The following is a 26800-nucleotide window of genomic DNA, read 5'->3' on the forward strand; positions in this document are numbered from 1 at the left end:
ATGTGTTGTATTATAAAATCACAATTCTCATTGTTAATATGTCTATTTGTAAGATAGAATGTTACAGTATTAATTATTTAGTAATGAAATACATTGCGCATAGGGTGGGAGATTTTTATCCTTTACTCGCAGTTTAGTAGGTAGTATTTTAATGAGAAGTTATTGTTAGTTAAGGAGCAGTAGATAAAAATAAAAATTTAAATAAAACTTAATTGATAAGGTATTTGTTATGATATGCAATTTCAAAGACCAAATCTGTTCAATTTATAATTTACACTTACTTAATTTAAGCTCAAAAAGTCTTTTTTTTAACTCTAGTTTATTAATCGTCAAAATTTTAAGATCGTTATGTAGATCATTGCAAATATCTTCCAAACGATTATATTATGCTTTCATATTATCTCGCCAAATGCTTTTGTCGTATGGCTTTTTGTTTATAACTTCGTATTCTTGTGATGCATTAACTTCTATAACATCAAATGCGATTCAAGGGAATGCGCCTTATTTAACATTTGATGAAGGGCGCACGCGAGCCATCAATACTGACGATCTGTTATGGATATCTCTTTCTAATGGGGATAAATACACACCTTCAACAAATAATTCGTCAACAACCCCAATTGAATTGCCTGTAGCTGGTCAAAGCTTTTCTGATATTGATATGTTAATGCCAAGGAATAGCTATTCAGTTGGTTTGAATACTCTTATTGCTGCGCCTTTTAATTATTGGAGCGATGATGATGGAGATGCTGATGTTTCAGTTACTGGTGACCTAAATTTGTATATTGTTGATGAAGACTATATATTCTTATCACGTGATACAGTGCCATCACTGTGTAATGGTTCTTATCGTGTTACATTAGCTAATACTAGTGGAACATTAACTACCCGTTATGGCATTCCTAATAGTAGTACTTTTAATGCTAATAGTGTTACTTATCATATTAATCCTAAAGAATTGCCAACGGTTTGTTTTGCCAAGCCAGATACAACTTACGGTAATTCTAGTTATGCTGGTCCAACTACTATGTGGAAAACTGATAAGGGTTTTATTCCACAGTCTTTTATTTCGTCATCTTATAATTTAAACTTCCCCACTACAGGCGCTAACAATTTGTTTTTTGATTTAATTATTGTTGGTAATCATCAGCCATTAACTTGGGATACGGTCTCCCATGGCGGTATTACCGCTACTATGACAAATTCATCAAATACAGGGGTTCGTGTTACATTAACTGGCCCTGTTGCAACTTCATCACAATGGAGAGCTAAAAATCCTGGAAATATACCAAGCCCCTCCTTACCTCAGACTTTCGAGTTAATCGGTCGTGACAGCCAAGGTAATGAAGTTGTTAAGTATGGGTTTGAGTTAAAGCAGTGGTTCATCAACCGAGGTACTTTTGAAGACAATTATGCTAATACATTATCTTGGTGTAAACGTATCGGTTACAGAGTTCCTAAGGTTAAAGATTTAACTAATGCTTTTTGTGCTGAAAATAGTACTTTAAATAATGAATGTAAAGGTTCAGTCGGTGCAACTCCTTCTTCAATCGATAATTATTATCAGCGTATAATCGGCGCAGGATTTTTTACCGAGTGGGGTTTGATGAAAAATTACTCACAAGCCAATTTTTCTTTTAGAGATTATTGGACAGTTGATACCAATTCTACATATAATCAGCCGTTTGTTGTGGGCTCGTACTACGGTAATACGCTATTCGTGGACCGATCTCGCAACTACAACGGACTTTGTGTTTCTCCTTAACTTTTATTCGATAGTTCATATTACTTGAGTAAATAAACTGGAGATAGCAATAAGTCCGTTAGATAGTTGACTTGAAGTGTTTAAAACACCGTCTTGATTAGGACTAATTTTTTTTGTTTTTATAGTAAAAAAGTTGAGGAACGGGGTTTTTGGGCTCCTTAATTGCTTGTAATTTGAAACTTCTGTTTTACTTTCAATTAACTGAGTTTACTTTTCCGATAATTTACTATGATATTGCCGTCGATATTCAGTGGGTGTTCGTTCGGTTTTTTTTCTAAAAATTCGGCAAAAGTAGTTACTATCTTTAAAACCCGCTTCAAGCGAGATTTCTTTGACGTTTAAGTCGTAATCTTTAAGTAGTGATTTTGCGTACTCTATCCGGATATGGTTGAGATATTCATTTAAGCCAATTTTGCCTTCGTTTTTGAATAGATAGGATAAATAGTTAGGTGAGATATAAAACATTTTAGCTAGAAATTCACGGCTTATATCTTCCCGAAAATGAGTATCAATATATTGGCGTATTGCTTCGAATAAGCTGGTGGTTTTTGATGCGGTTTTTATGTCGGCATTGAGTAAATCTAGGGTGTTACTAAGCAGGCTTTGAATCAAGTAGTAGCCGGTTTGCGTTTGTGGTTGATTTTGCCATGTCAATTCAGATAGCGCTTGAATAATAAAGGTGCCAACTCGTGGACCTCGCCTTGGTATGTTGGTTTGTGCTAGCGGAATTAATTGGTTACCGTCCCAATAAACAATGCTGATGCCAATCTGCTGTTTACCAAATAAGATGTTTAACCAGGTGATTGGGGTTGTGCGGATAGGTTTGTTCCAGCTGTTAGCGGTAATGTAGAGCAGATCATTAACCTCAAGTTGTTGTGTCATTATTTTGCCATTGCTATCAGCCCATTGCATAAGCTGTTGACCTTCTATGATCACTTCGATCCTCGGAAAATCAACTTGATAAGCATGAAGTGGTGCCGTTTGTTGGTTATTGGCAAAATAGAGGTGGTTGATTTGTTGGTTAGTGAGCTGAGTTAATACGTTTTTTAAGTTTTTGGTCATATTGTTAGTAAACCAAGTAATGTGCAGTTGGTTTAATTATAGCTTGTAGAGTTAAACTTGAAAAATTTATTTAATTTAATGTGTTATTAATTGTGATTAAAAATGTGATCGAGATCGCATTTTGCTGTTTATCGTACAAAAATCCAGTAAATAGAAAATTTGTCTTCTAGGCTTGAGTTGAATTTTTTTTTACTATGCTACTCATCAATTAAGCATTTAATTAGGAGTGGGTATGGAATTATATTTAGATACAGCCGATGTTGCAGCGATTAAGCGTTTATCTGCAATTTTGCCAATAAAGGGGGTTACCACTAATCCAAGTATTGTCGCTAAATCGGGTAAGCCAATTTTTGATTTGTTATCTGAATTACAAGATTTGCTGGGTTCTGATAAGTTGTTATTCGCGCAAGTGCTTTCGCATAATGCTAAAGAGATGATTAAGGAAGCGGAGCAACTTCGTAAAGTCGTTCCCTCCATTGTGACTAAAATCCCTGTTAATGCCGAGGGGTTGATGGCGATTAAGGAGTTGACCAAGCAGGGTATTCCAACTTTAGGTACGGCCGTTTATGGTGCGGGTCAGGGCTTTTTAGCTGCGCTTGCTGGTGCAAAATATATTGCTCCTTATGTCAATCGTATTGATGCCCAAGGTGGTAATAGTAAAGATACGGTTTATGAGCTACAAGCGCTGTTAGATTTGCATTGCCCTGAATCGATGGTGTTAGCAGCAAGTTTTAGAACGCCAAGACAAGCATTAGATTGTATGCTTGCCGGTTGTCAGTCAATTACGTTACCGGTGGATGTGGCGGAGCTGTTTATTTCCGATCCGGCCGTCGATGCTGCTGTGGTTAAATTCGATCAGGATTGGTGTGGGGCGTTTGGGGCCTTACGCTTTTAATACTTGCTATTGATTTAGATTCCACCCATTTAGGGTGGTTTTTTTTCTCTTTCCCGTGATTAAAAATTCCCCTTTTTTATTTCAATTATGTTGTATGATAGTGATGCGATATTAGAGGAATAGAAGAGAACACCAAATGCACGAAAAATCAAAAAAATACATTATTAATGCTTTATTGACGGTGATTAAAGTTGAAAGGCCTTCAGAGAGTTACTTTCGGTTACATTTTAGTTGTGATAAGCCTTTAGAAGTTAATCCAAATTGGATTTGTCCACATTTAAAGTTGTTATTTGCTGATCCTTTGACTGGCAAAATTACTTTCCCGATGTTAGATGAAAATAATAAAATTTTAGTGAGTGATAAAGTTCGACAATTTGCTCGCAGTTATAGTATTCGGGCTTATGATGAGTCGTCCAATCAAATGGTGATTGATTTTGCTATTCATGCCAGTGGTTTAGCGACGGTTTGGGCTCAACAGGCAAAAGTGGGCGAGCAAATCGGTATAGTTGGGACAGCAGGTAAGTTAGAATTTGATAATCAATATTTGATTTTGATGGGTGATGTGTCTTCTCTGCCCACTATCTGTTATACCCTTGAACATTTACCTGCAAATCATAAAGCAGTTGCTTTTATTGAGGTTAATCATAAGAGCGATATCGTTGAACTGCCATCTGATTTATCTGTTCAATGGTTGATTAAAGATGCCAATCATCCTAATCAATTAGTTGATGCGGTGATGAGTTGGGATTTGAGTCAACAGGATAATCTATTGTTTTGGGGTGGGTTAGAGTGTTCGCTTGCACGGCAATTACGTCAGGCAATTAAAGATAAATATGTCGATTTGCAACCTAGTTCGGTCCACATTACTAGTTATTGGCGAGAAGGTTTTGCTGAAGGGGAGTTTAAACATCGAGATTAACCATGAATATTCTTGCACATTTACATTTGGCAACGTTGGCGAATAGTTCGTTGATTGGTAATACAGTTGCTGATTTTATTAAAGGTGATGCTTATCGAAAATATCCTAAAGAGATTGCCGATGGGATTATGTTGCATCGTAGGATTGACCGTTTGATTGATAGTTTTGCTGAAGTTAAGCAAGCTAAATTGCTTTTTCGACAATCACATCAACGTGTTGCACCGATCACCTTGGATATTATTTGGGACCATTTTTTGTCAAAATATTGGGCGGAATTTAACGCTAAGCAATCTCTTTCATCATTCAATATCTTCACTAAGCGACAGATTCAGCCTTATATCGCAAATTATCCAGTTGATTATCAAGATTTTATGGGCGCAATGTGGCGTGGTGAATGGTTGGTAAATTATGCCTCAGTGGATTTTATTGGTAAAGTTTTAAACGGTATGGCAAAGCGTCGACCTAAACTCTATCTATTAAGCGATACCTTTATTGATTTTGAACAAAACTATACGCCACTAAAAACATTGTTTTTCGAGCTTTATCCTAAAATGTGTTCACTTATTGTCGAATATAGTTGATTAAATGACTATCGAATCGTACTTTGATTTGTTCGATAGTCATTTGTGAGTTTGATTTTATTGCGAAAAGGTAATCTTACCATTATCAACAGTGATTAGATTGTTGGTATCTGGAGTTTGCGATATTGGGACTAGATTTTCAGCCGTAGCTTGTGGCGCTTGTCCACTTATGCCTCCTCTCGGTTTTGTGCGAATGATTTGGCTTTCCGGTAAAGTGGTTTGATTGGTTATATTTGCCCATAACCATTCCATGGCTTCATCACCATAATAGTCAATAGGTAATAGCGTATTGTCAAAAGGCGCTTTGCCATCAAGATAACTTGCATTTTCAACTTCAATATAACGGAGTTGTGACTCTTTTCCTTCCACTTTACTGTTTAATGCAACATAAGGTCGAGATGTGTAGTCGATAAGTTGTTTAGGGTTATTTTTACCATGAACAATAAAGGTTTTGACTTTGTTTAAATTACCTGTTGCCTGGACTTCTTCTAAACCTTTAATTACGCGTGGATCTTTTATTTTTTCTCTTAAGCAAATGGCTCCTTTAGTGCCATAATCTATTTGATGTTCATTGGTAGACCTTGAGAACCATTCACGTCGAGGCGATGTGATATCTTTATTTTCAACTAGGTCAATCGCCGTGGCATCCTGGTTGGCCCAGATTGGTAATTGGCCATTAGATAATCCCCAAATTTGGGCAAAATTGACTTGTTTTAGTGGTTTCACTTCACCAAAATTGTAATATGGGTCCTGTTGAGTACTTGCCACTGAAAAGTCACACATGTTTTCAGTTACATCATATCGACCATAGGCACTAATATATTTATAAGGGTAGGCAATTGATTCATTAAGATAGAAATAAGGTAATTGGATGCTCATTTCAGGTTTCCAACCATAATCATACAGTTTGTTTAATGCCTCTTTTGGTGTGCCGGTTGGTAGTATGTTGGCTTGTTTTAATGCATCACAACGGTTTTGTGAAAAAAGGTATTTAGAGGCTTCAGGGACGTATTTGTCCTGCTTATTGGGTTCAATTGCCGGTATGGCACAAGGAATATAAAGTGCCCCATAGGTACTGTAATCCGGTAGTGAATGATAGGATTTGTTTTCAATAGCGCTATCTTGGCGAGGCTGAATTTGTGGATTAACAGCCACGATACCATTAATTTTTCCCATCGTATCTGATTCAGCCGTTTTGAGCGCAGCTGTCGCACCATCCTCTGCTCCATAGATTAATATAAGTGTATTTGATTCGGAGAAGTTCAATTTATCAGGTTCAGGGAATAGCTCATTTAATTCATACATAGCGAAAATAATTGAAAAGAAGTTATATTTTGACCAACTTGCTTCTTGATTTTGCTTTGAATGGAGCTGTTTTACTGCATAACGGTGCGGATTATTTTTGATAAACTTTTTTTGATTTTGTATAGTTGGCTTGAAGAGTATGTTGTCCTTAGCAACTTGACCATCAACAGTAAAGCCTTGTTCGTTGGTAATATCATAAATACCAGTACCTAAACCTTTGTCGTTATAAACTACTGCGCAGTTATGTTTAAGACCCCACAATCCACGGATTTGTATATCTTTAGCATTATATAGTCCATCAGAACCAGAAGCCGGTACGGCAACAATACAGGGTTTTTTCTTATTAAAATCAATAGGAACTTGTAATAACAAGCCAACATTTTCATCTTTTATGGTGGCTAAAATCTCTGTGCCGGCAATTTTTCCGTCAAATAAAGGCGACAAATCCTCACTTTTAAATCCAAATAGCGAGCCTTCTCCCGTTTTTGTATCAATAAATCGATTTAGTTTTGCACGGCGCAATTCTTGAGGAGTTGGGTTTGATGGATCGGCATAATAGACCTTTTGGATCATTTTCGATAATGCAGTAAACCCCATTCCAGCGGTAACAAGATCATCACTTTCGCCATCATAGTAGTTTGAACTATGAATAACTAGCCAATGCGGTTTATAATTAATTGGGTTTCGCTTTGCGATATCACCCAATTCAGCACCACTAGGATTTGAGAATATTGTTAAAAAGAGTAAGGTGGATAACGTGCTTATTTTTTTTAATTTTATTGGCATTACATTCGTTCCCTACATTTTAATTAACTGCTATATACTAATTAACTGTAGTCTATTATATTATTTTTTATTGGGTTGGTAAATTTGGGTTACTAATAGACCAAAATGCTGAAATAATTTTTTCTGATAATCGTCTTTTTTGCACACAGATGCCAACATCAAACGGTTCCATTAAATTGGTTGACCATTCTGTGATGCGTTCTCTTACTCTTTCAGGGCTATTTTCCATTACCACTTTAGGCAATAAAGCCACACCACATCCCAAAGCAACCATGGAGACAATGGCTTCGTGCCCAGCTACCGTTGCATAAATTTTGGGGCTGATGATTTTTTGTTGTTTAAACCATAAATCTATTCGATGTCGGCTTGGACCGTGCTCAGGCAATATGAATGGGATATTATGCCAATCTGGTGCTTTTTGATGCAATTTGTCACTGAATGAACTATTAAGTTTAGGTATGAGTAATACCATTTCAATTTCACCTAATTTAATAAATTCAACACCAGATGGTAGTTGTTTGGGTTTACCTGCAATAGCTAAATCAGCTTGATGAGATTGAATTTTTTCAACAGCATCGGCTGCATCTCCCGTAGATAGTTTAATTTCTACTAATGGGTAGTGTAGGCGAAAGCGATCAAGTATTTCAGGTAGATGGCTGTAAGCCGCTGTGACCGAGCAAAATAAGGTTAATTCACCAACTAATCGTTGATCTGCTTGGTCCAATTCTTGTTTTAATTGTTGGTGTAGATTAATGACTTGTTGGGCAAAGCGCTTTACTTTTTCACCTTCGTGAGTAATTTGAACTTGTCGGTTGTCGCGGATAAATAATCGATGACCAAATTGTTCTTCAAGGCGCTGGATCTGCCTTGAAAGGGTGGAAGGGCTTACATGCATAGCATCGGCACTTATTCCAAAATGACATGTATCACATAGATGTAAAAACAATTTTAAGTCACGAATATTCATATCTATTTAATTATTGAGAAATATTTAGCGTAGACACCGTTATAATTGATTAATTATATTATCTTCGATTTTATTTGCTCTATTATGCATAGATATTAGGCAAATAGCAAAATAGCGTTCATCAATGGCAATATAGATAGAGACCTGCTAGAATACCGCATCATTTTTTTGCTTAGCTAAATTAATTAATTTTATGACAGAACAAGCTTATTTAGACGAAGTGAATGCTCGTCGTACTTTTGCAATTATCTCTCACCCCGATGCCGGTAAAACAACCATTACTGAAAAAGTTTTGCTTTTTGGACAAGCCATTCAAACTGCGGGAACAGTAAAAGGGCGTGGTGCTAATGCGCAGCACGCTAAGTCAGACTGGATGGAGATGGAAAAACAGCGTGGTATTTCAATTACGACCTCCGTTATGCAATTTCCTTATAATGACTGTTTGGTAAACTTGCTTGATACCCCCGGGCATGAGGATTTTTCGGAAGACACTTATCGAACTTTAACCGCAGTTGATAGTTGTTTGATGGTGATTGATGCAGCAAAAGGTGTCGAAGACAGAACGCGTAAATTAATGGAAGTTACACGTTTACGAAACACACCTATTTTAACTTTTATGAATAAGCTCGACCGTGATATTCGTGATCCGATGGAGTTGTTAGATGAAGTTGAAAACGAGCTTAATATTATGTGCGCCCCAATTACTTGGCCAATTGGTTGTGGTAAGTTATTTAAAGGGGTCTATCATTTAGCTAAAAATGAAACTTATCTTTATCAAACCGGTAAAGGTCATACCATTCAAGAAGTTAGAATCATTAAAGGATTAGATAATCCTGAACTTGATAGCACCATTGGTGATGATTTGGCCCAACAACTTCGCGATGAATTAGAATTAGTGCAAGGTGCATCAAATGAGTTTGATTTAGATGCATTTTTGTCTGGTGATTTAACGCCTGTGTTTTTTGGTACTGCGTTGGGTAATTTTGGTGTAGATCATATGCTTGATGGTCTAACTGCTTGGGCGCCAGCACCACAGCCTCGGCAAACAGATAAACGAGAAGTTGAAGCAAGCGAAGAAAAATTTACCGGTTTTGTATTTAAGATCCAAGCAAATATGGATCCTAAACACCGAGACCGTGTTGCATTTATGCGCATTGTTTCAGGTAAATATGAAAAAGGTATGAAGTTACGCCATGTTCGTATTGCTAAAGATGTTAATATTTCTGATGCATTAACCTTTATGGCAGGCGATCGTGATCATGTTGAGCAAGCTTATGCTGGTGATATTATTGGTTTGCATAATCACGGTACGATTCAAATTGGTGATACGTTTACCCAAGGTGAAGATCTTAAATTTACTGGTATTCCTAACTTTGCACCGGAATTATTCCGTCGAATTCGTTTAAAAGATCCACTTAAACAAAAACAATTGTTAAAAGGTTTAGTTCAGCTTTCAGAAGAAGGGGCTGTTCAAGTATTCCGACCAATTGCTAATAATGATTTAATTGTTGGGGCAGTTGGGGTGTTACAGTTTGATGTGGTGGTTGCCCGTTTGAAATCTGAATATAACGTTGAAGCAATTTATGAGCCAGTTAACGTCACCACTGCGCGTTGGGTTGAGTGTAGCGATGCTAAGAAACTTGAAGACTTTAAACGCAAATGTGAACAGAATTTGGCTTTAGATGGTGGTGATAATCTTTCTTATATTGCACCAAGTATGGTTAATCTAAATTTAACCCAAGAACGTTATCCGGATGTTGAGTTCAGAAAAACTCGCGAACATTAATATGCTATGTAATAAAAGAGACGCTGTCTCTTTTATTTACTTTCCAAACCATTCAAAGCAAATCGTTCAAATGATGACCATTGAGAAAAATAGGTTGATAGCTGGTTAATCGTGCTAAATAATTTTTTTTCTTCCCCCATAAAGCTAATAGATTGATTTAAGCTTGTGGTTTGTGATTCGTCACTTTGTGGATATTGATTGTAATTTTCTGATGTTTCATCTTCAATAATGCTGCTTTCAAGAGCGATAACAATTTTTTTATTGTTGAGCTCTCCCCAAGTTAGCCATTGAGAACTAATCGTATAAATTTGTGCTAACTTTGTGCGATAAGCCATAATAATTAATTTTGAGCTATATGGTAGTGTCTTTTCGACTATATTTTTTCCGTCTTCTATATCAAGTAACCAAAATGGCAAGACTATTTCAATTTTATCATGCCAAGTTTCGCTTAATGTTTTTATTGCATTATTCCATCTTTGCCAAATGTGGCTTTTATTTTGTGCATATTCAGCCAATAAGTATGGTTCAATATCATATTGAATTCCCGCAAGACAAGGATTGTGTATTTGGCATAACTTTTTAATGACTTTATTGCGTTCAATGGCATTTTTTAAACCTGAATCAGTAATCATATCAGGTGCTCCTTCAACAGCAATAATGCTCATTTTCTTTTTAGCTGCGATATCAAGTAGCTGAAATAGCTTATCTTGATTTTGAATATGCCCATTTGCTATATTCAATTGGAGATAAACTTGATTAATACCTTTTTGTTTTAGTTTAGTCAGAAATTGATCTGGTGAATGAATCCAATTTTCAGTATGCCAATTCCACATCGAAATATTGATATCGGATCTATATTGATTGGGCAAAGAGGTATAATTTGACTTCATCTTATCCGCATTTAATTGATTAATATTTGAATAGACATTGGTATTTTTAAGCACCGAATTAGTGTTTATGAAATCTTCTTTTTCAAGTAGCTTTAATAGTAAGGTAGCACTTTTTTTGATTTCATGAGTACTTAAGTAATACCAATGTTTTAAATTGATGGAGCTAATATTTAATGCTAAATTTTCAGCAAATGTTGCAGGACTCATAAAACTTATCACAAATAATAAATATATGATTTTAAGTTTATTTGTCAAATTTTACCCTCTCCATTTTTCCCCAAGATAAATTACCTTTTATTAATCTAGCATAGCCTTTAAGCTTCCAATATAGGTATAACTGTCGATAACCAAAGTTATCTAGTAATGCAGTAATAAATAGTTTTAGTAGATATCTAGTTTTATCTAATCCTGATAATAACACACCATCAATCGCTATAGCAAAAGCACTTATAAGGCTATTGTATCCAAAAACAATTAAAAAATAAGATAACATTACGTTGCTATCTATCATGTCAAGAGACCAAATCAGCGGTATTAAAAAGTACCCTAGCAGTTCAGCAATTGGACCTAAAATATCGGTTAATATTGAAAAAGGTAATAGCATAAGGCTTAACTTTTTATATTTTAGTTTAAAAGTTAACGACTTAAAATTTATAAAAGTTTGTAGTGCGCCTATATGCCATCGTATACGTTGGTTTTTTAATACCTTCCATTTTTCAGGCACTTGGGTCCAACATATGGCGGTTGGTACATAATCAATTTTGTAATCAACATTAGAGTCATAAATATATTTGTGCAATTTTAGAGTGATATCATAGTCTTCGCCAACAGAACCGACACAAAAACCACCGACCTTTATTGCAAAATCTCGTCTAAATAAACCAAATGCACCTGAAATTATCGGTAAAGTATTAAAATGATTCCAAGCAATTTTTGCCAAGAGAAATACTCTCATATATTCAAGAATTTGAATTTGTACGATGAATCTTTTAGATAAATTTATTTTAGATATTATTCCATTTCTAATAGAGCAACTATTAGCCACTCGCACCGCTCCACCGACTGCAACTGTTTTTGGGTCGTCAATTAAAGGGACTACAGCTTTGTTAATGGCGTCAGGTGCTAAGATTGAATCGGCATCAATAAGACAGATAATTGGGGAGTTGCTTAAATTAATTGCGGCATTATGCGCGTCTGCTTTGCCACCATTTTCTTTATCTATAACTCTAAGCCGGCTATCTTTTTTTGATACATAAACATCTCTTATTTTAGCATGAGAGAGTTGATTACGTTCATTTAAGTGATGCGCAATAGGTTGTAAATCAAAGTACTCTTTCACTTTTGAAAAAGTGTTGTCCGTTGAGCCATCATTTACAACTATCATTTCAACATTAGGATAATGAGTTGCTAATGTTGATTCGATACTATCAATTATAGTTACACTTTCATTATAAGCTGGTAAAATGATGGTAATTGGATGTGAAATACCGTCATTTTCGGTCTGGATTTTTCTCTCTTTGTTTGGATTTTTAAGTAACACATAAATTGTTACTAGTAGCTGCACAAAATAGATGAATATTTGCACTAATCCAATTAGCATTATCGTTATAACTAAGAATTTAACACCGAACATCATTATGTTGTTTATATAATCACTCATTGTTTCACCCACATTTCTTGCTTAAAGAATTATTTAATTTTTATCGATAAATAGTTTGCTTTTTAAATCAAAATGTTCTGTTATTAGTTTTTCAATGCTTAATGATTTCTTTATGTAACATTCTTCATTAATGAAATTAAGAAGATAACAACTGTGTATAATCCCTTGTGGTGTTGTTTGTAGTTCCAGTAAGTTTTCAAAAAAAGTTTGCATATAAGTACGCTCATCTTCTTTTGCAAGAATAAGGTAGGGGGTAATGTAGTTCTTAGAAATTTTTTTTAAGATAGTAAAAAATTGGTGATTGGCAAACTCTTCACAATTGATTAGCGATTCAAGCTCTAGAAATTTATTAGAAGGTAAAAGCCTAAAAAAGCAAAATACGCCTTTTTGCGGTATCTTGTTAAATAGCGTAATAATTATCTGAATTATCGAAATACCTGAAGCGTTTTTAACTAGACTCAATGCTGCAGCAATGGCGACTTCTTGACGAGAACTGTTACAAGCCTGAATTAACGCTTGATTCGTTTTTTCGCAAGGATAATATGCTAACATGTTAGCTGCATCAATTTTCTGTTTTATTGTGCCTTTTTTTAATAGTAACCTAAGTTTATTTAGGAATGGTTCCAGATCAAAATAAGTTAAAATATGTTTTTCGCGATGTTTCTCGAAAAAATAGGCAGCAATTATTGCTACGCAATTTAGCGATAATTTTTTTGTTATCTCTTGCTTAAAATAAGATTCATCACCAGTTTTCAATGCTTTTTTGTAAATTTTTAGCAATTGCAATTTTAATTTCTTGTGTCTTCTAAATTGAATTTCACGTTTGATGTAAATTGCAATGGTTACTATCAATACAATAAAGCTAATAAAAATGAAACAGGCATTATATAAATTTAGGTATCGAGTTAGAATGTCCATTTTATTCCACATCCTAGTGTTTTTTTAGTATATAACTTACGGCTGTGGTTGGTTTGAACTCTTTCTTCATTATTATAGTTTACAAACCCAGTTATTGAATTAGATATGTCATATGACAATCCAATAAAATGAGATTTGACTTTAATTAATGAACGATTAAATTTTATCGAACGGTCGGATGTTTCTTGACTATTTGCATATCCTGCAAATAGATGTAATTCTTCTGTAGGTGATATGGTGGTTTTAAATAAATAACCACTCATATGATGGTTGTCTTGATCAAATGTGTTGAACCATTTACCTGCTATGGATAAACGATCATTAAAGAAAAATTGTTCAATACCCGGTGAAATAGTTTTAATGTTGCCATCGTTATAGTGGTCCAACTTTGCATCGAGGGTGATATGGAGTGAATTTATTTGATCATTATACGGGGAAAATAATTGATAATCCCCACCGCTTGTTATTGTATATGTTGCGTAAAATTTTTTAGATGTGGCGACAGAACCTGATAGATAACCATACGCTTTATTGTTGAATGTGTGCCAATAAGTGAGGCCTATTTTTTGGTCGTTGCTATGAAAACGGTTTGCCTGGGTTAAATGGCCGGTTATGGTATTTTGCGGTGATAGCCGATAAGATAGTGCTAAATCCACTTCATTCCAATTCGGCAAAGATTTAGATAATCGACTATGTGTGCTAGATAGAACAATATTCCAGTAATGTGTATTTTTTTTTATGTTATCAATGTTTGCCTGTAGGGACAGTAATTGTTCGTCATTAGGTGTTAGATTTAAGTACTTATCAAGTAACAATTTGGCTTTTTCGGGATGGTTAGGATCTTTTGCTAAAACAACACTAACTAAACCATATTGCGCATCTACGTAATTGGGGGCGATATCAAGTGCGGATTCAAACGATTTTTTTGCTTGTTCTAACTGAGTTAGTGCGTAATAATTGAAACCTAGTTGGACAAGAATATCGGAATTATTTGGCTGTAGTTGATTCGCTTTTATTAATTTTGATATTGCTAATTCAAAATTTTGTGTTTTTTTCGCATCAATACTTTCTTTTAATAATTGATCTGCTTTTATTGCATCATTATCTCTATTTGTGGTTGCTACTGTTTGATAACTGCAAAACAAAATACTGACAATTAAGACAAACTTATAGTACATATAATTACCTTAATCCATTAAATTATTTCTAAATATCAAAAACTAATGTGTATCTTTATGCGTCGATAAAATCGACAAATTTGGGAAAGTTTGGGACTGAGTAGCGTCTAACGTATTTTTACTAGATTAATACGATAAACGTATTGGGCCGAATTATATATGAAACAGATAATAAAATACATATAAAAATTAAGTATGTTTTTTGAAATTTGACATATGTCCTTTTATTGTTGGTTTTTTATCGTTTTATTTATTAATTCGGAATATAATGAACGCTTATTTGGAAAGAATTCTATGAATAATATGAAAACAAGAACACTATTTTTTACTGCATTAACTCTTTTTTCTTTTAACAATTCATTTGCTATTGAAAATAAGCATGATCATTCTGTTTTATTAGATAAAGTTCACCAAAGCGAACGAGATGATCGTCAATATGAAGTGATTGAACTTGATAATAAAATGCGTGTGTTATTAGTTTCCGATCCTAAGGCAACCAAATCACTCGGCTCTATCGCATTGCCTGTTGGTTCATTATATGATCCAGCCCTTCAACAAGGCTTAGCCCATTACACAGAACATATGGTGTTAATGGGGTCGAAAAAATATCCTCAACCATCAAGTTTTACAGAATTTTTGGCTCGACATGCCGGTAATTACAATGCGACAACTAGCGGTAATCGCACCGCATTTTTCTTTGAAGTTGAAAATGGTGTAATTAATACTGCATTGGATTATTTAGCTGATGCCATTGCTGAGCCAATTTTTGATCCTAAATTTGCTGATAAAGAACGTAATGCTGTTAATGCTGAGATGACATTGTACCGTTCAAGTGATGGTTTTCGAATTCAACAAGTTGATTCTGAAACGATAAATCCTAATCATCCTGCTTCACAATTTTCTGGTGGGAATTTAGAAACGTTACGTGATAAAGATAATAGTAAGTTGCAAGATGCATTGGTTAATTTTCATGATAAATATTATTCAGCTAACATTATGGTTGGCGTTATTTATAGTAATCAACCGATCAAAAATTTAGAAGCGTTGGCTGAATCTACTTATGGTCAAATTCCTAATAAAAATATAACGGTTGCGCCAATTACTCAACAAGCTATTACTCAGGCGTTTACAGGTAAAGAAATTACTATGATACCCGCCCAACCAAGAAAAATGTTGTCGTTAAAATTTCCGATTGAAAATGATCTCGACAAATTTTCTGATAAGACTAATGAGTACCTTATTTATCTAATCAGTAATAATAGTAAAAATACGTTAGCTGATCAGCTACAAAAACAGGGCTTAGTTGAAGCCATTCAAGCCACTAGTGATAGTAAATATTATGGTAATAGTGGCACATTTAATATTAATGTTATTTTAACCGATGAAGGCTTAGCTCAGAAAGATAAGGTTATTGCTGCGATTTTTAATTATTTACAATTAATTGAGAAGCAAGGTATTTCTGATGCGTATTATGATGAGATAAAAAAGGTCTTTGCTTTATCCTTTAAGTATAAAGATGTTAACCGTGATATGTCTTATGTAGAATGGTTATCTGATCAGATGCTTCTTTATCCAGTTAAAAATGTATTAGATTCTGATTATGTTGCTGAACATTTGAATAAAGATGCGGTTATCAATCGAATCAAAAGTTTTACTCCAGAAAATGCTCGTGTGTGGTTAATTGCCCCAAATCAAACTACAGATAAAACGGCCTATTTTCTTAATGCACCTTATAAAGTTGATAATATTACTGATGAATTAAAAACAACTTGGACCGATTTAGGTAAAGCGTTTTCTTTTAGTTTGCCTGAGTTGAATCCGTATATTCCTGATAACTTTGATATTGTGAAACAAAATAATGATCAGATTCAACCCGCTACATTTAGTAAACGGGGTAATCATATCCATTTTGTTAGTCGTCACTTTAGTAACGATCCTAAGGCTGTAATTGCTGTTTCTTTACGCAATAATCAGGCGTTTAAAGATGCAAAATCGTCAGTTGCTTTTGAGTTGCTTGATTACATCGTGAGTCGAGATTTGACGCAATTACAATTTCAAGCAGGTAATGCTGGAATATCATTATCAACGGGTCTTGATAATGGTTTGATGGTAACCGCTAATGGTTTTAATCAACATTTACCGGATATGGTTTTAGCTATTCTTAATAGTTATCGCCAAGTGACCATTGATGAGCAAAATCTACAATTAGCTAAATCATGGTATCTTCAACGACTTGATGGAGCTGACCATTTTGAAAGTGTGCGTTTAGCGTCAGAGCCTGTTCTCGCATTATCTAAAATGCCTCACTATTATGAACGAAGTGAAAGACGACAAATTACCAATAATATCACTGTAAGTGATGTTCAAGCTTATCGCGATAGTTTGATGACTCAATCAGTTCCTTATATGATTAGTTTGGGTAATATCTCAAATGAAGATTCATTAGATCTTTATCACGCCGTTCAAAAGACTTTGAAGCGCGATGTTGAATTCACGCCATTAGATGAGATTAAAATTAACACTGCCTTTACAGCTAGAATCACCCAACAAGCAAAAAGCACAGATAATGCGCTGTTAATGACCTATTTTCCAACAAATTATGATTCAACTAAGAGTCAAATAGTTGGATATACTTTAGCTAACATTATGTATTCTTGGTTTTTTGATCAACTGCGTAGCAATGAACAATTAGGTTATCTAGTTGGTGTTTTTCCATCATACATAAGTGAATCAGTAGGATTGGGTTTTGCTGTTCAAAGCAATCAATATGATCCGGCTTATTTATTAAAACGTTACCAAGCGTTTTATCCAACAATGTTAACTAAACTAGAAGCATTATCTAATGATGATGTTGAAGAGTATAAAAGAAGTATCATCGAAGAGCAGACAATGCCACCACAATCTTTAGATGAAGAGTTTGATCGTTTGAGATCAGACTATCGCTTATCTCGTTTCCAATTCGATTCGCGTGATAAAAAAATAGAGTTACTTAAAAAACTCACTAAAGAGGATTTAATTGAATTTTATAAAAGTGCAGTTATTGAACAAAAAGGTTTGGTAATAGCATCGCAAGTATTAGGTCAACCAGAGGATGGTAAAAAACAACCTGAAGCGATTACCGATTATACTGAGTTCAAAAATGCATCATCGTTACAAGACGAATTGTTAAAATAATATTCTCAAACATAGATTCGATCTGAAATATCATTACATTGAATTGGCATTGTACTTATCATATGGTACACTGCCGAAATCCCAATAGTTTGAGTAAATTATGATTACTGGATCGATTGATTATTGTGCTATCGGACAGCGGTTACGAGCTTATCGTATCGCTGCCTCTCTTAGGGCTGAAGAGGTTGCTGAAAGTCTTAGGATCTCAAGAGCTGCGGTTTACCGTTTAGAAAAAGGCGAAATCGTTAAGATAGAAACGCTTGAACGATTGGCTTCTTTGTTAGATACGTCATTTGCTAGTTTACTTGGCATTGATACAGAATATTATTCAAGTGGTGAGGGTTTTTTTGAGCGTATGCGTCAGCTCGAAGAGCAGTCCACTCATATCTTTTCTCATTTTGATCCCTTTTCTTTTCTTTTAACTTCGCCTGATTATTTGTCTCATTTAGGGATGATGTTAAGAGAATCGAGTGAAAGCATTGAAGCTGAAAGATATGCGACTTCTTTATCTATTTTACATGATCGCAAAACTCAGTTTTATCAATCTGTCCCTAAAGTAATTAATTTAATTAGCTTACGTAATGTTGAACGGTTTTTGCATATCGGCTTAGTTGGCAATCTGACTATTTCGCCGGGTAAAAAGTCTGAAAGAATGTTGTTGGCGCGCAAGGAGGTCTATCATTTAATCGAATTAATTGAAGATCAAGCTTATGCACCAACAATTGCTATTACTGAGCAAGCTATTCCATCTATTGCTTTCCAAATATTTTATCAAAATGATAATGCGTTAGCTTTAGCTATGAGCCCGTTTAGATTAGGTGAGTTACCTAATATTACAACGGGTATCGCCTCAATAACTTCATCAGAAGATGCGATTAAGCGTTATCGTCATTTATTTGATAAATTGTGGCAAGATAGTGCCAAAGATCAGCAAGCGATAAATTTATTGAAAGCCACCTTAGATAAATTCTAAAGAATATTGAAATTATTAAAGAGAGTTACTATGTTATCTTTAACATTACAACCGATAAAAAAATTTAGTGGTACGATTAATCTACCTGGTTCTAAAAGTGTTTCAAATCGTGCCTTACTTTTGTCTGCACTTAGCAATGGTAAAACACGATTAACTAATTTACTTGATAGTGACGATGTGCGCTATATGCTTGATGCTTTAAAAGCTTTGGATATTAAATATCAATTATCAAGTGATCGAACAATTTGTGATATTGAAGGAGTAGGTGGCAAATTACATTCTACTCACCCATTAGAGCTATTTTTAGGCAATGCTGGGACCGCTATGCGTCCATTAGCCGCTGCGTTGTGTTTAGCTGATAACAATATTGTATTAACCGGCGAACCTCGTATGAAAGAGCGTCCAATTGGCCATTTGGTTGATGCTTTGCGTCAAGGTGGGGCTAAGATTGATTATCTTGAAAACGAAGGTTATCCTCCATTACATATCCATGGTGGTTTTACCGGTGGAAAGATTGAGGTAAATGGTTCGGTATCAAGTCAGTTCTTAACCGCACTTTTAATGGCTGCACCGCTAGCTGCCAACGATACTGAAATTACTATTATTGGTGATCTGGTTTCTAAACCTTATATTGATATCACGATAAAAATGATGGAGATGTTTGGTGTTTCGGTTATTAATGAAAAATATCAAAAATTTATCATTAAAGCTAATCAAACTTATCAATCACCAAGCCATTATTTGGTTGAGGGTGATGCCTCTTCAGCCTCTTATTTTTTAGCTGCTGCTGCAATCAAAGGTGGCACCGTTCGCGTAACAGGTATTGGTAAAAAGAGTTTACAAGGCGATACCCAGTTTGCACATGTGCTTGAAAAGATGGGCGCTAAAGTCACTTGGGCTGATGATTATATTGAATGTACTCGCAATGAATTAAATGGCATTGATATGGATATGAACCATATACCTGATGCAGCAATGACCATTGCAACTACTGCGTTATTCGCTAAAGGTCCAACGACTATTCGAAATATTTACAATTGGCGTGTTAAAGAAACGGATCGCTTATCAGCAATGGCAACCGAGCTACGTAAAGTAGGTGCGACCGTTGAGGAAGGGGATGACTATATTACAATTATTCCTCCAATTAAATTAAATCATGCTGATATTAAAACTTACAATGACCATCGTATGGCAATGTGTTTTTCATTAGTTGCACTGTCTGATACTCCAGTCACAATTTTAGACCCAAAATGCACAATGAAAACCTTTCCAGATTATTTTGAACAATTTAAACGATTAAGCGAAATATAACATGACTAAAAATATTCCGGTTATTGCTGTTGATGGACCAAGTGGAGTTGGCAAGGGCACTTTGTGTCAAGCATTAGCGAATCATTTTAAGTGGCACCTTTTAGATTCTGGTGCAATTTATCGTGTGCTTGCACTTGCTGCTTTGAAACAAAATATTGCTTTAGATGATGCTAAACAATTAGCAACATTGGCTCTTAACCTGCCGCTTACGTTTGATACCAGTAGTGATGATGTGAAAGTTTTGTTAGATGATGTGGATGTTTCTCGCGAGATAAGAACAGAAGAGACTGGAGGAGCCGCTTCAAAAGTTGCGTCAATAAATGAAGTTAGAGTTGCTTTATTACAGCGACAACGTGATTTTAGACAATTGCCAGGGCTAGTTGCTGATGGTCGTGATATGGGGACAGTGGTATTTACTGATGCCCCAGTTAAACTATTTCTTGATGCTAGTGCACAATCAAGGGCAGAAAGAAGAATGAAACAGTTGCAAGATAAGCAAATTCATGCTAAATTCGCCGAAATTTTGCAGGAGATAACCGCGCGAGATGAACGAGATCGTAATCGAGTTGTTGCGCCATTAAAGCCTGCGGTTGATGCACTAATAATTGATACAACATCGCTTTCAATTCAAGATGTTTTTAATCAATCTGTTATGTATATTAAAGAAAAACTTGCGCTGTAAGTTTATATTTAAACTTTGGCGTGAACCAAGCTCCATTACAAGGATGAGTGGAGTATCGTAAACAACCCCACAAGACATGAAGTAATGTGGACGTTAAATTAAACTTAAAGTAAATAAAATATGACTGAATCTTTTGCTCAACTCTTTGAAGAGTCTTTAAATCAACTAGACACTCGTTCTGGTAATATGATCCGTGGTACTGTCGTTGCAATCGACAAAGATGTTGTTTTAGTTGATGCTGGTTTAAAATCTGAATCAGCAATTCCAGTAGAGCAGTTTAAAAATGCCCAAGGCGAATTAGAAGTTCAAGTTGGCGACGTTGTTGACGTTGTTCTTGACTCAATTGAAGATGGCTTTGGTGAAACAATTTTATCTCGTGAAAAAGCTAAACGTCATGAAGCGTGGCTAACATTAGAGAAAGCAGTTGAAGATGCTGCAACCGTTTTAGGTGTTATCAATGGTAAAGTTAAAGGTGGCTTTACGGTTGATCTTAATGGCGTTCGTGCGTTCCTACCTGGTTCGCTTGTTGATGTTCGTCCATTACGCGATACTTCTCATATTGAAAATAGAGAAATCGAATTAAAAGTTATTAAATTAGATCAAAAACGCAACAACGTAGTTGTTTCTCGTCGTGCAGTAATTGAATCTGAAAATAGCGCAGAAAGAGAACAACTTCTTGAAAATCTACAAGAAGGTTCTGAAGTTAAAGGTATCATCAAAAATCTTACTGATTACGGTGCATTCGTTGATCTTGGTGGGGTTGATGGTTTACTTCATATCACTGATATGGCTTGGAAACGTGTTAAACACCCAAGTGAAGTGGTTGAAGTTGGTCAAGAATTACTTGTTAAAGTTCTTAAATTCGATAAAGATCGTTCACGTGTTTCTCTTGGCTTAAAACAATTAGGCGAAGATCCATGGGTTTCAATCGCTAAACGTTACCCAGAAGGTACTAAAGTAACTGGTAAAGTAACTAACTTAACTGATTACGGTTGTTTCGTAGAAATCGAAACTGGCGTTGAAGGTTTAGTTCACGTTTCTGAAATGGATTGGACTAACAAAAACATTCACCCATCTAAAGTGGTTAGCTTAGGTGATGAAGTTGAAGTTGTTGTTCTTGAAATTGATGAAGAACGTCGTCGTATTTCTCTTGGTCTTAAACAATGTAAACCAAATCCATGGTTACAATTTGCTGAAGCACACAATAAAGGTGATAAAGTTAGCGGTAAGATCAAATCAATCACTGACTTTGGTATCTTCATTGGTTTAGACGGTGGTATTGATGGTTTAGTTCATCTTTCTGATATTTCTTGGAATATGCCAGGTGAAGAAGCAGTTAAAGCTTATAAGAAAGGTGATGATATTGAAGCCGTTGTTTTACAAGTTGATGCTGAGCGTGAACGTATCTCATTAGGTATCAAACAACTTGAAGACGATCCATTCAGCAGTTTTGCATCTAACTTCAAAAAAGGATCAATTGTTAAAGGTAAAGTTACCGCTGTTGATGCTAAAGGTGCAACAATCGAGATTGCTGAAGGTATTGAAGGTTACTTAAAAGCACAAGATATTGCTCGTGAACGTGTTGAAGATGCAACTACTGCATTGAACGTTGGTGATGAAGTTGAAGCGAAGATTGTAAATATCGATCGTAAAACTCGTGCAATTTCTTTATCTATCCGTGCTAAAGATGAAGCTGATGAGAAAGAAGCACTTGCTGCTGTAAATAATACTGCACCTCAAGAAGATGCGTCATTTACTAACGCAATGGCTGAAGCATTCAAAGCTGCGTCAAAAACTGAGTAAAAAATATCTATTGAAAGAGTAAAGAGGGCTTGCCCTCTTTTTCTTTTGTGGTATAAAATGAATAAATTATATACTACATAAATTAAATTAGGAGTGACCATGAACAGATCCGATTTAGCTGAAAAAATAGTCAACTGGCGGGCACACCTTCCTGTGCAACTGGTTGATGATGCTGTTAGAGATATTATTGAGCAAATCGCATTAGCGATGGAGACTAACGATCGTGTTGAAATCCGCGGTTTTGGTAGTTTCAGCTTAAATTATCGTGCTCCACGTAAAGCAAGAAACCCTAGAACAGGTGGAAATGTTGAAGTTAAACACAAATATATTCCTCATTTCAAACCAGGGAAAGAGCTACGTGAACGCGTAAATAATGCAGCTAAAGCATAATTAAATTTAGTTAATAACAAAAAAGCCTTTGAGTAAAATCAAAGGCTTTTTTGTTATTGAATAAGTTATTTTCTTTAATATAAAAAGTGAAAGAGTTATCTGTAAATTGGAATAGAGATCTAATATTAATTATAAATTAACTTCAAAAAAGTCTGAGCATGTTAGATTGGCTGTTTAGTCAATATAAGAAGTAGAAGTTGATGCGGTGTTCAATAGATTTAATGGCAATAGCAATTTCATTAGGTAGCATTCCATTAATTTTTTTACCATCGTTACCCAATGATCAAGATTGGTATATTTTAGCTTTGATACTGATTATTTTAGCGGCTAAATTTCAACGTTATTTTACTTTTATCATCATCCTTGGATTAAGCTTTCTCTGGTCGACCGCTATAGCAAAGCAATATCTCAGTTCAATTGAACCTTATATTGACCAAACATTAGCAATAACGGCAAAAGTTGAAAGTATTAATACACAGGCTCCTGCTAAAATTCAAACCATGACTCCCCATTATGTAAAATTTTCAATTACCAATATTTCCGATCAACCTTTGCCTTCACCCATACCCGTCATTATCTATTGGGAACAACCCGAATTAATAAAAGCTGGACAAATTTGGCAATTAACCATAAAAACTAAAGTAGTCCATAGTTATTTAAATGAAGGAGGATTTGATAAACAACGATTTGCGATAGCCAATAAATCTTTATTAAAAGCAAAAGTCATCAAATCAGTTTTACTCGAGGATAAATCTAATTTTCGACAAATCGTTGCAGATAAATGCCTACCTTATATTAATTTATTTAGTTATCGAGATATTTTATTAGCACTTGGTTTTGGTGATCGCTCACAACTTGAAACTCATAATCGAATAACAATGATGCAAACAGGTGTTGCTCACTTAATGGCTATTTCTGGAATGCATATTCTATTAGTCTTTTATATTTGCTTTGGAATAACTAAAGGATTCGTTTTTTGCTTACCACAACGTTATATTTATTTCTTCCTACCGATTATAGTAGGTTGGTTGTGCAGTATTGGTTATACGTGGTTAACCGGCTTTAATCCACCAACATTACGAGCGATTTTTGCTTTATCGATTTGGATATATTTACGTTATAAGAATAATCAAATAAGTGCGTGGCAAAAAGTTAATCGTATTATTGCATTACTATTAATTATTGATCCATTAATGATATTGTCCGAAAGTTTTTGGTTGTCTTGCTATGCTGTTGTTAGTTTAATTTTTTTGTTTGATTGGTTACCACTACCTAACGCGATGAAAAATAAAAAACGGTGGTATTTATTTAGATTATTACATTTACAATTTGGTTTGACACTATTACTTCTACCAATCCAATTGTATGTTTTTCATGGTATAAGCGTTGTTTCACTGGTTGCTAACTTGATTGCTATTCCTATTATCTCTCTAATTACTTTCCCAGCAATTTTACTGGGACTAGTATTTAGTTTAATCAACTGTTTTTATCTTGCTTTATGGTTCTGGTTTGTTGCCCAATATTCGCTTGAATGGTTATTTCATTGTTTAGATTGTCTAAATTATATGTGGTTAACTATCTCAGTGGATTTTTACTTTCTAAGCTTTATTGGTTGGTTAGCCTTTATAATAATAAGAGCAGCAGTTTGGCGAAGGTTTAGTTTTACACTTTTCATTATTTTGACGCTGGCTTTTTCTCCTTTCTATAAACAACCAGATTATCTTTGGCGAATGGATATGCTAGATGTTGGGCATGGTCTTGCTATTGTAATTCACAATGGTGAATCAGCTATTTTATATGATACGGGTGCAAAATGGGAAAACAGCTCAGCAGCAGAGCAAATTATTACTCCTTTTCTGCAATGGCATAATCTCCAGCTTGAAGGGATTATTATTAGCCATAGTCACAATGATCATGTTGGAGGATTATCCTATTTACAACAACGTTATCCCAATGCCTGGCTTATGAGTTCATCTTTAAGTTTACGCAATGATTATAATTGCTTAGCCAAGCATAATTTTTATTGGAAACACTTAAATCTTAAAGTGCTATGGCCGACTAAATTAGTTGATAACACGGAAAATGCTGATTCGTGCGTAATACAACTTACTGATGGTCGATTTTCAGTGCTGTTAACCGGTGATTTAGAACGAAGGCAAGAGTATGATTTAGTTATGCAACATAAGAAAAATCTATCTTCAACAATATTACAGACTCCACATCATGGTAGTAATACTTCGTCAAGTTACCCATTTTTAAACTACGTTAATCCAGTTAATGCATTAACTTCAACCTCACGTTATAACCCTTGGCAACTCCCTTCAAATAAAATCACTGCTCGTTATAAAGAGTTAAATATTAATTATTTTGTTACAGGAAGAGAAGGGCAAATAAGTCTGTTTTTTTATCCTACTTCATGGCAGCAAAAAACGTTGCGACATGACATTAATCCAAGATGGTATCATGATTGGTTTGGTAGTTTACCGTTTTATGAGTAAAATAAGGGAAGTACTTTAAATAGGGTTACTAAAGGTTTAAAAATGATTGAAAATAGCGGGCGATATGATGATTGAAAAACTGTGGTATGGTAAAAATAAATCATTTTGGTTGCTACTGCCATTTTCATTATTATATGGATTTATTGCTTCCGTTCGTCGTCAACTATACACACTTGGTGTATTAAAATCATGGCAGTCTCCTGTTCCAATTATTGTTATTGGAAATTTATCGGCGGGTGGTAATGGTAAAACGCCACTTGCCATTAGTTTAATTGAGGCGTTGAAATCTAAAGGACTAAAAGTAGGATTAGTTTCGCGAGGTTATGGTGGAAAATCTGATCACTATCCATTAGTCTTAGATGAACATACTGGAACTGAACAAGCCGGTGACGAGCCTGTATTAATTTTTCAGCGAACCCATATACCGGTAGCAGTCGCGCCAAAACGAGTTGACGCAGTTAAAGCGTTATTAGAATCTTATCAATTGGATGTGATTTTAACCGATGATGGTCTACAGCATTATGCTTTAGCTCGTGATATTGAAATTGTTGTGGTCGATGGGAAACGCCAATTTGGTAATGGGTGGTGGATACCTGCTGGACCTATGCGAGAAAGAAGAGAAAGATTAAAATCAGTTGATTTAATTATTATCAATGGCGATAGTACAGGTGATATAGTAAATCAATTTCCAGATAAAACCTTCACCATGCAATTATTACCTGGTCATGTAGTAAATCTCTTAACTAACCAACAATGTGAATTGTCATCACTTCATCATATTTGTGCAATTGCAGGTATCAGTAATCCAAAGCGTTTTTTTGATATGCTAATTAAAATGAAAGCTGATTTAGTTCATACAGAATCTTTTGCTGATCACCAAAATTTTACGCTTCCGTTATTAGAGAAAGTAGTGGAAAATAATCAAACACTTTTAATGACTGAAAAAGATGCAGTAAAATGTCGTCAATTTGCATTACCTAACTGGTGGTATTTACCCATTGATGCAGTAATACCTAATCAAGCTATTGAAAAGATTTATTCACTGTTTGTAGAAAAAAAATCACTAAGAGAAAAAAAATGATTCTATTAAGCGCTATTGCTTGTCCTATATGCCATGGTCAATTGGAGTATGATAAGCAAAATCAACAATTAATTTGCCAAAAAGATCGGTTGGTTTACCCGATTAAAGATGGTATTCCGGTTTTATTAGCAAGCGAAGCAAAGCAATTAGTTCCATCTCATTGTGATAAAGAATAA

General features: G+C 35.0%; 21 protein-coding genes. 14 read left to right on the top strand and 7 right to left on the bottom strand.

Annotated elements, in window-relative coordinates; genetic code table 11:
• Positions 1-430 precede the first annotated feature (430 nt).
• Positions 431-1765: a hypothetical protein gene (locus J3U00_RS01355; RefSeq protein WP_267331268.1), complete on the top strand. Its 1335-nt coding sequence runs from the start codon at positions 431-433 to the stop codon at positions 1763-1765.
• Between the two features lie 207 nt (positions 1766-1972).
• Here J3U00_RS01355 and J3U00_RS01360 read toward each other — a convergent pair whose 3' ends face one another.
• Entirely contained in the window at positions 1973-2827 is an 855-nt protein-coding gene (locus tag J3U00_RS01360) for a helix-turn-helix domain-containing protein (protein WP_267331269.1), read from the bottom strand.
• Between the two features lie 232 nt (positions 2828-3059).
• Between J3U00_RS01360 and fsa the strand changes: the two genes are divergently transcribed.
• The 3 genes from fsa to J3U00_RS01375 all read left to right on the top strand — a co-directional run bounded on the left by fsa (position 3060) and on the right by J3U00_RS01375 (position 5222).
• Positions 3060-3722, top strand: a complete 663-nt coding sequence (gene fsa, locus J3U00_RS01365; protein WP_267331270.1) for a fructose-6-phosphate aldolase — start codon at positions 3060-3062, stop codon at positions 3720-3722.
• A gap of 136 nt (positions 3723-3858) precedes the next feature.
• Entirely contained in the window at positions 3859-4641 is a 783-nt protein-coding gene (locus J3U00_RS01370) for a siderophore-interacting protein (protein ID WP_267331271.1), read from the top strand.
• 2 nt (positions 4642-4643) lie between these two features.
• The gene (locus J3U00_RS01375; RefSeq protein ID WP_267331272.1) at positions 4644-5222 is read left to right on the top strand and encodes an ACP phosphodiesterase; all 579 of its coding nucleotides are present in this window, start codon (positions 4644-4646) and stop codon (positions 5220-5222) included.
• Positions 5223-5279: 57 nt separating this feature from the next.
• Here J3U00_RS01375 and J3U00_RS01380 read toward each other — a convergent pair whose 3' ends face one another.
• Positions 5280-7313 carry a 3-hydroxybutyrate oligomer hydrolase family protein gene (locus J3U00_RS01380; protein WP_267331273.1) on the bottom strand — a complete coding sequence of 678 codons (2034 nt, stop codon included), beginning with the start codon at positions 7311-7313 and terminating at the stop codon, positions 5280-5282.
• A gap of 67 nt (positions 7314-7380) precedes the next feature.
• Positions 7381-8280, bottom strand: a complete 900-nt coding sequence (gene ilvY / locus J3U00_RS01385; protein ID WP_267331274.1) for an HTH-type transcriptional activator IlvY — start codon at positions 8278-8280, stop codon at positions 7381-7383.
• Positions 8281-8473: 193 nt separating this feature from the next.
• Between ilvY and prfC the strand changes: the two genes are divergently transcribed.
• Positions 8474-10066 carry a peptide chain release factor 3 gene (prfC, locus tag J3U00_RS01390; RefSeq protein WP_065561949.1) on the top strand — a complete coding sequence of 531 codons (1593 nt, stop codon included), beginning with the start codon at positions 8474-8476 and terminating at the stop codon, positions 10064-10066.
• Between the two features lie 32 nt (positions 10067-10098).
• Here prfC and J3U00_RS01395 read toward each other — a convergent pair whose 3' ends face one another.
• The 4 genes from J3U00_RS01395 to J3U00_RS01410 are packed head-to-tail and all read right to left on the bottom strand — an operon-like array spanning position 10099 to position 14712.
• The gene (locus J3U00_RS01395) at positions 10099-11163 is read right to left on the bottom strand and encodes a hypothetical protein (RefSeq protein ID WP_267331275.1); all 1065 of its coding nucleotides are present in this window, start codon (positions 11161-11163) and stop codon (positions 10099-10101) included.
• 37 nt (positions 11164-11200) lie between these two features.
• Entirely contained in the window at positions 11201-12616 is a 1416-nt protein-coding gene (locus J3U00_RS01400) for a glycosyltransferase family 2 protein (protein ID WP_220224913.1), read from the bottom strand.
• A 33-nt stretch (positions 12617-12649) separates the two neighbouring features.
• Positions 12650-13534 carry a hypothetical protein gene (locus J3U00_RS01405; protein ID WP_267331276.1) on the bottom strand — a complete coding sequence of 295 codons (885 nt, stop codon included), beginning with the start codon at positions 13532-13534 and terminating at the stop codon, positions 12650-12652.
• Positions 13522-14712 (bottom strand): YaiO family outer membrane beta-barrel protein, encoded by a 1191-nt coding sequence (locus tag J3U00_RS01410; RefSeq protein ID WP_267331277.1) that lies wholly within the window; start codon positions 14710-14712, stop codon positions 13522-13524. Before J3U00_RS01410 ends, J3U00_RS01405 begins: the two co-directional genes overlap by 13 nt.
• Positions 14713-15006: 294 nt before the next feature.
• Between J3U00_RS01410 and ptrA the strand changes: the two genes are divergently transcribed.
• From ptrA to J3U00_RS01455, 9 genes are all read left to right on the top strand, one after another.
• Positions 15007-17886 carry a pitrilysin gene (gene ptrA, locus J3U00_RS01415; RefSeq protein WP_267331278.1) on the top strand — a complete coding sequence of 960 codons (2880 nt, stop codon included), beginning with the start codon at positions 15007-15009 and terminating at the stop codon, positions 17884-17886.
• A 100-nt stretch (positions 17887-17986) separates the two neighbouring features.
• Positions 17987-18859 (top strand): helix-turn-helix domain-containing protein, encoded by an 873-nt coding sequence (locus J3U00_RS01420; RefSeq protein WP_267331279.1) that lies wholly within the window; start codon positions 17987-17989, stop codon positions 18857-18859.
• Positions 18860-18889: 30 nt separating this feature from the next.
• Entirely contained in the window at positions 18890-20170 is a 1281-nt protein-coding gene (gene aroA, locus J3U00_RS01425; protein WP_267331280.1) for a 3-phosphoshikimate 1-carboxyvinyltransferase, read from the top strand.
• Between the two features lies 1 nt (position 20171).
• Positions 20172-20852 (top strand): (d)CMP kinase, encoded by a 681-nt coding sequence (gene cmk / locus J3U00_RS01430; protein ID WP_065561942.1) that lies wholly within the window; start codon positions 20172-20174, stop codon positions 20850-20852.
• Positions 20853-20972: 120 nt separating this feature from the next.
• Positions 20973-22655 carry a 30S ribosomal protein S1 gene (gene rpsA / locus J3U00_RS01435; protein WP_065561941.1) on the top strand — a complete coding sequence of 561 codons (1683 nt, stop codon included), beginning with the start codon at positions 20973-20975 and terminating at the stop codon, positions 22653-22655.
• A 99-nt stretch (positions 22656-22754) separates the two neighbouring features.
• A complete protein-coding gene (ihfB, locus tag J3U00_RS01440; RefSeq protein ID WP_065561940.1) occupies positions 22755-23045 on the top strand; it encodes an integration host factor subunit beta in 291 nt (96 codons plus the stop codon).
• 200 nt (positions 23046-23245) lie between these two features.
• Positions 23246-25543 (top strand): DNA internalization-related competence protein ComEC/Rec2, encoded by a 2298-nt coding sequence (locus tag J3U00_RS01445; protein WP_267331281.1) that lies wholly within the window; start codon positions 23246-23248, stop codon positions 25541-25543.
• A gap of 67 nt (positions 25544-25610) precedes the next feature.
• On the top strand, positions 25611-26624 hold the full coding sequence (gene lpxK / locus J3U00_RS01450) for a tetraacyldisaccharide 4'-kinase (RefSeq protein WP_267331282.1): 1014 nt from the start codon (positions 25611-25613) through the stop codon (positions 26622-26624).
• Positions 26621-26800: a Trm112 family protein gene (locus tag J3U00_RS01455; RefSeq protein WP_220224904.1), complete on the top strand. Its 180-nt coding sequence runs from the start codon at positions 26621-26623 to the stop codon at positions 26798-26800. Before lpxK ends, J3U00_RS01455 begins: the two co-directional genes overlap by 4 nt.

This window comes from Gilliamella sp. B3127 (assembly GCF_026536935.1).
Classification (GTDB): domain Bacteria; phylum Pseudomonadota; class Gammaproteobacteria; order Enterobacterales; family Orbaceae; genus Gilliamella; species Gilliamella apicola_E.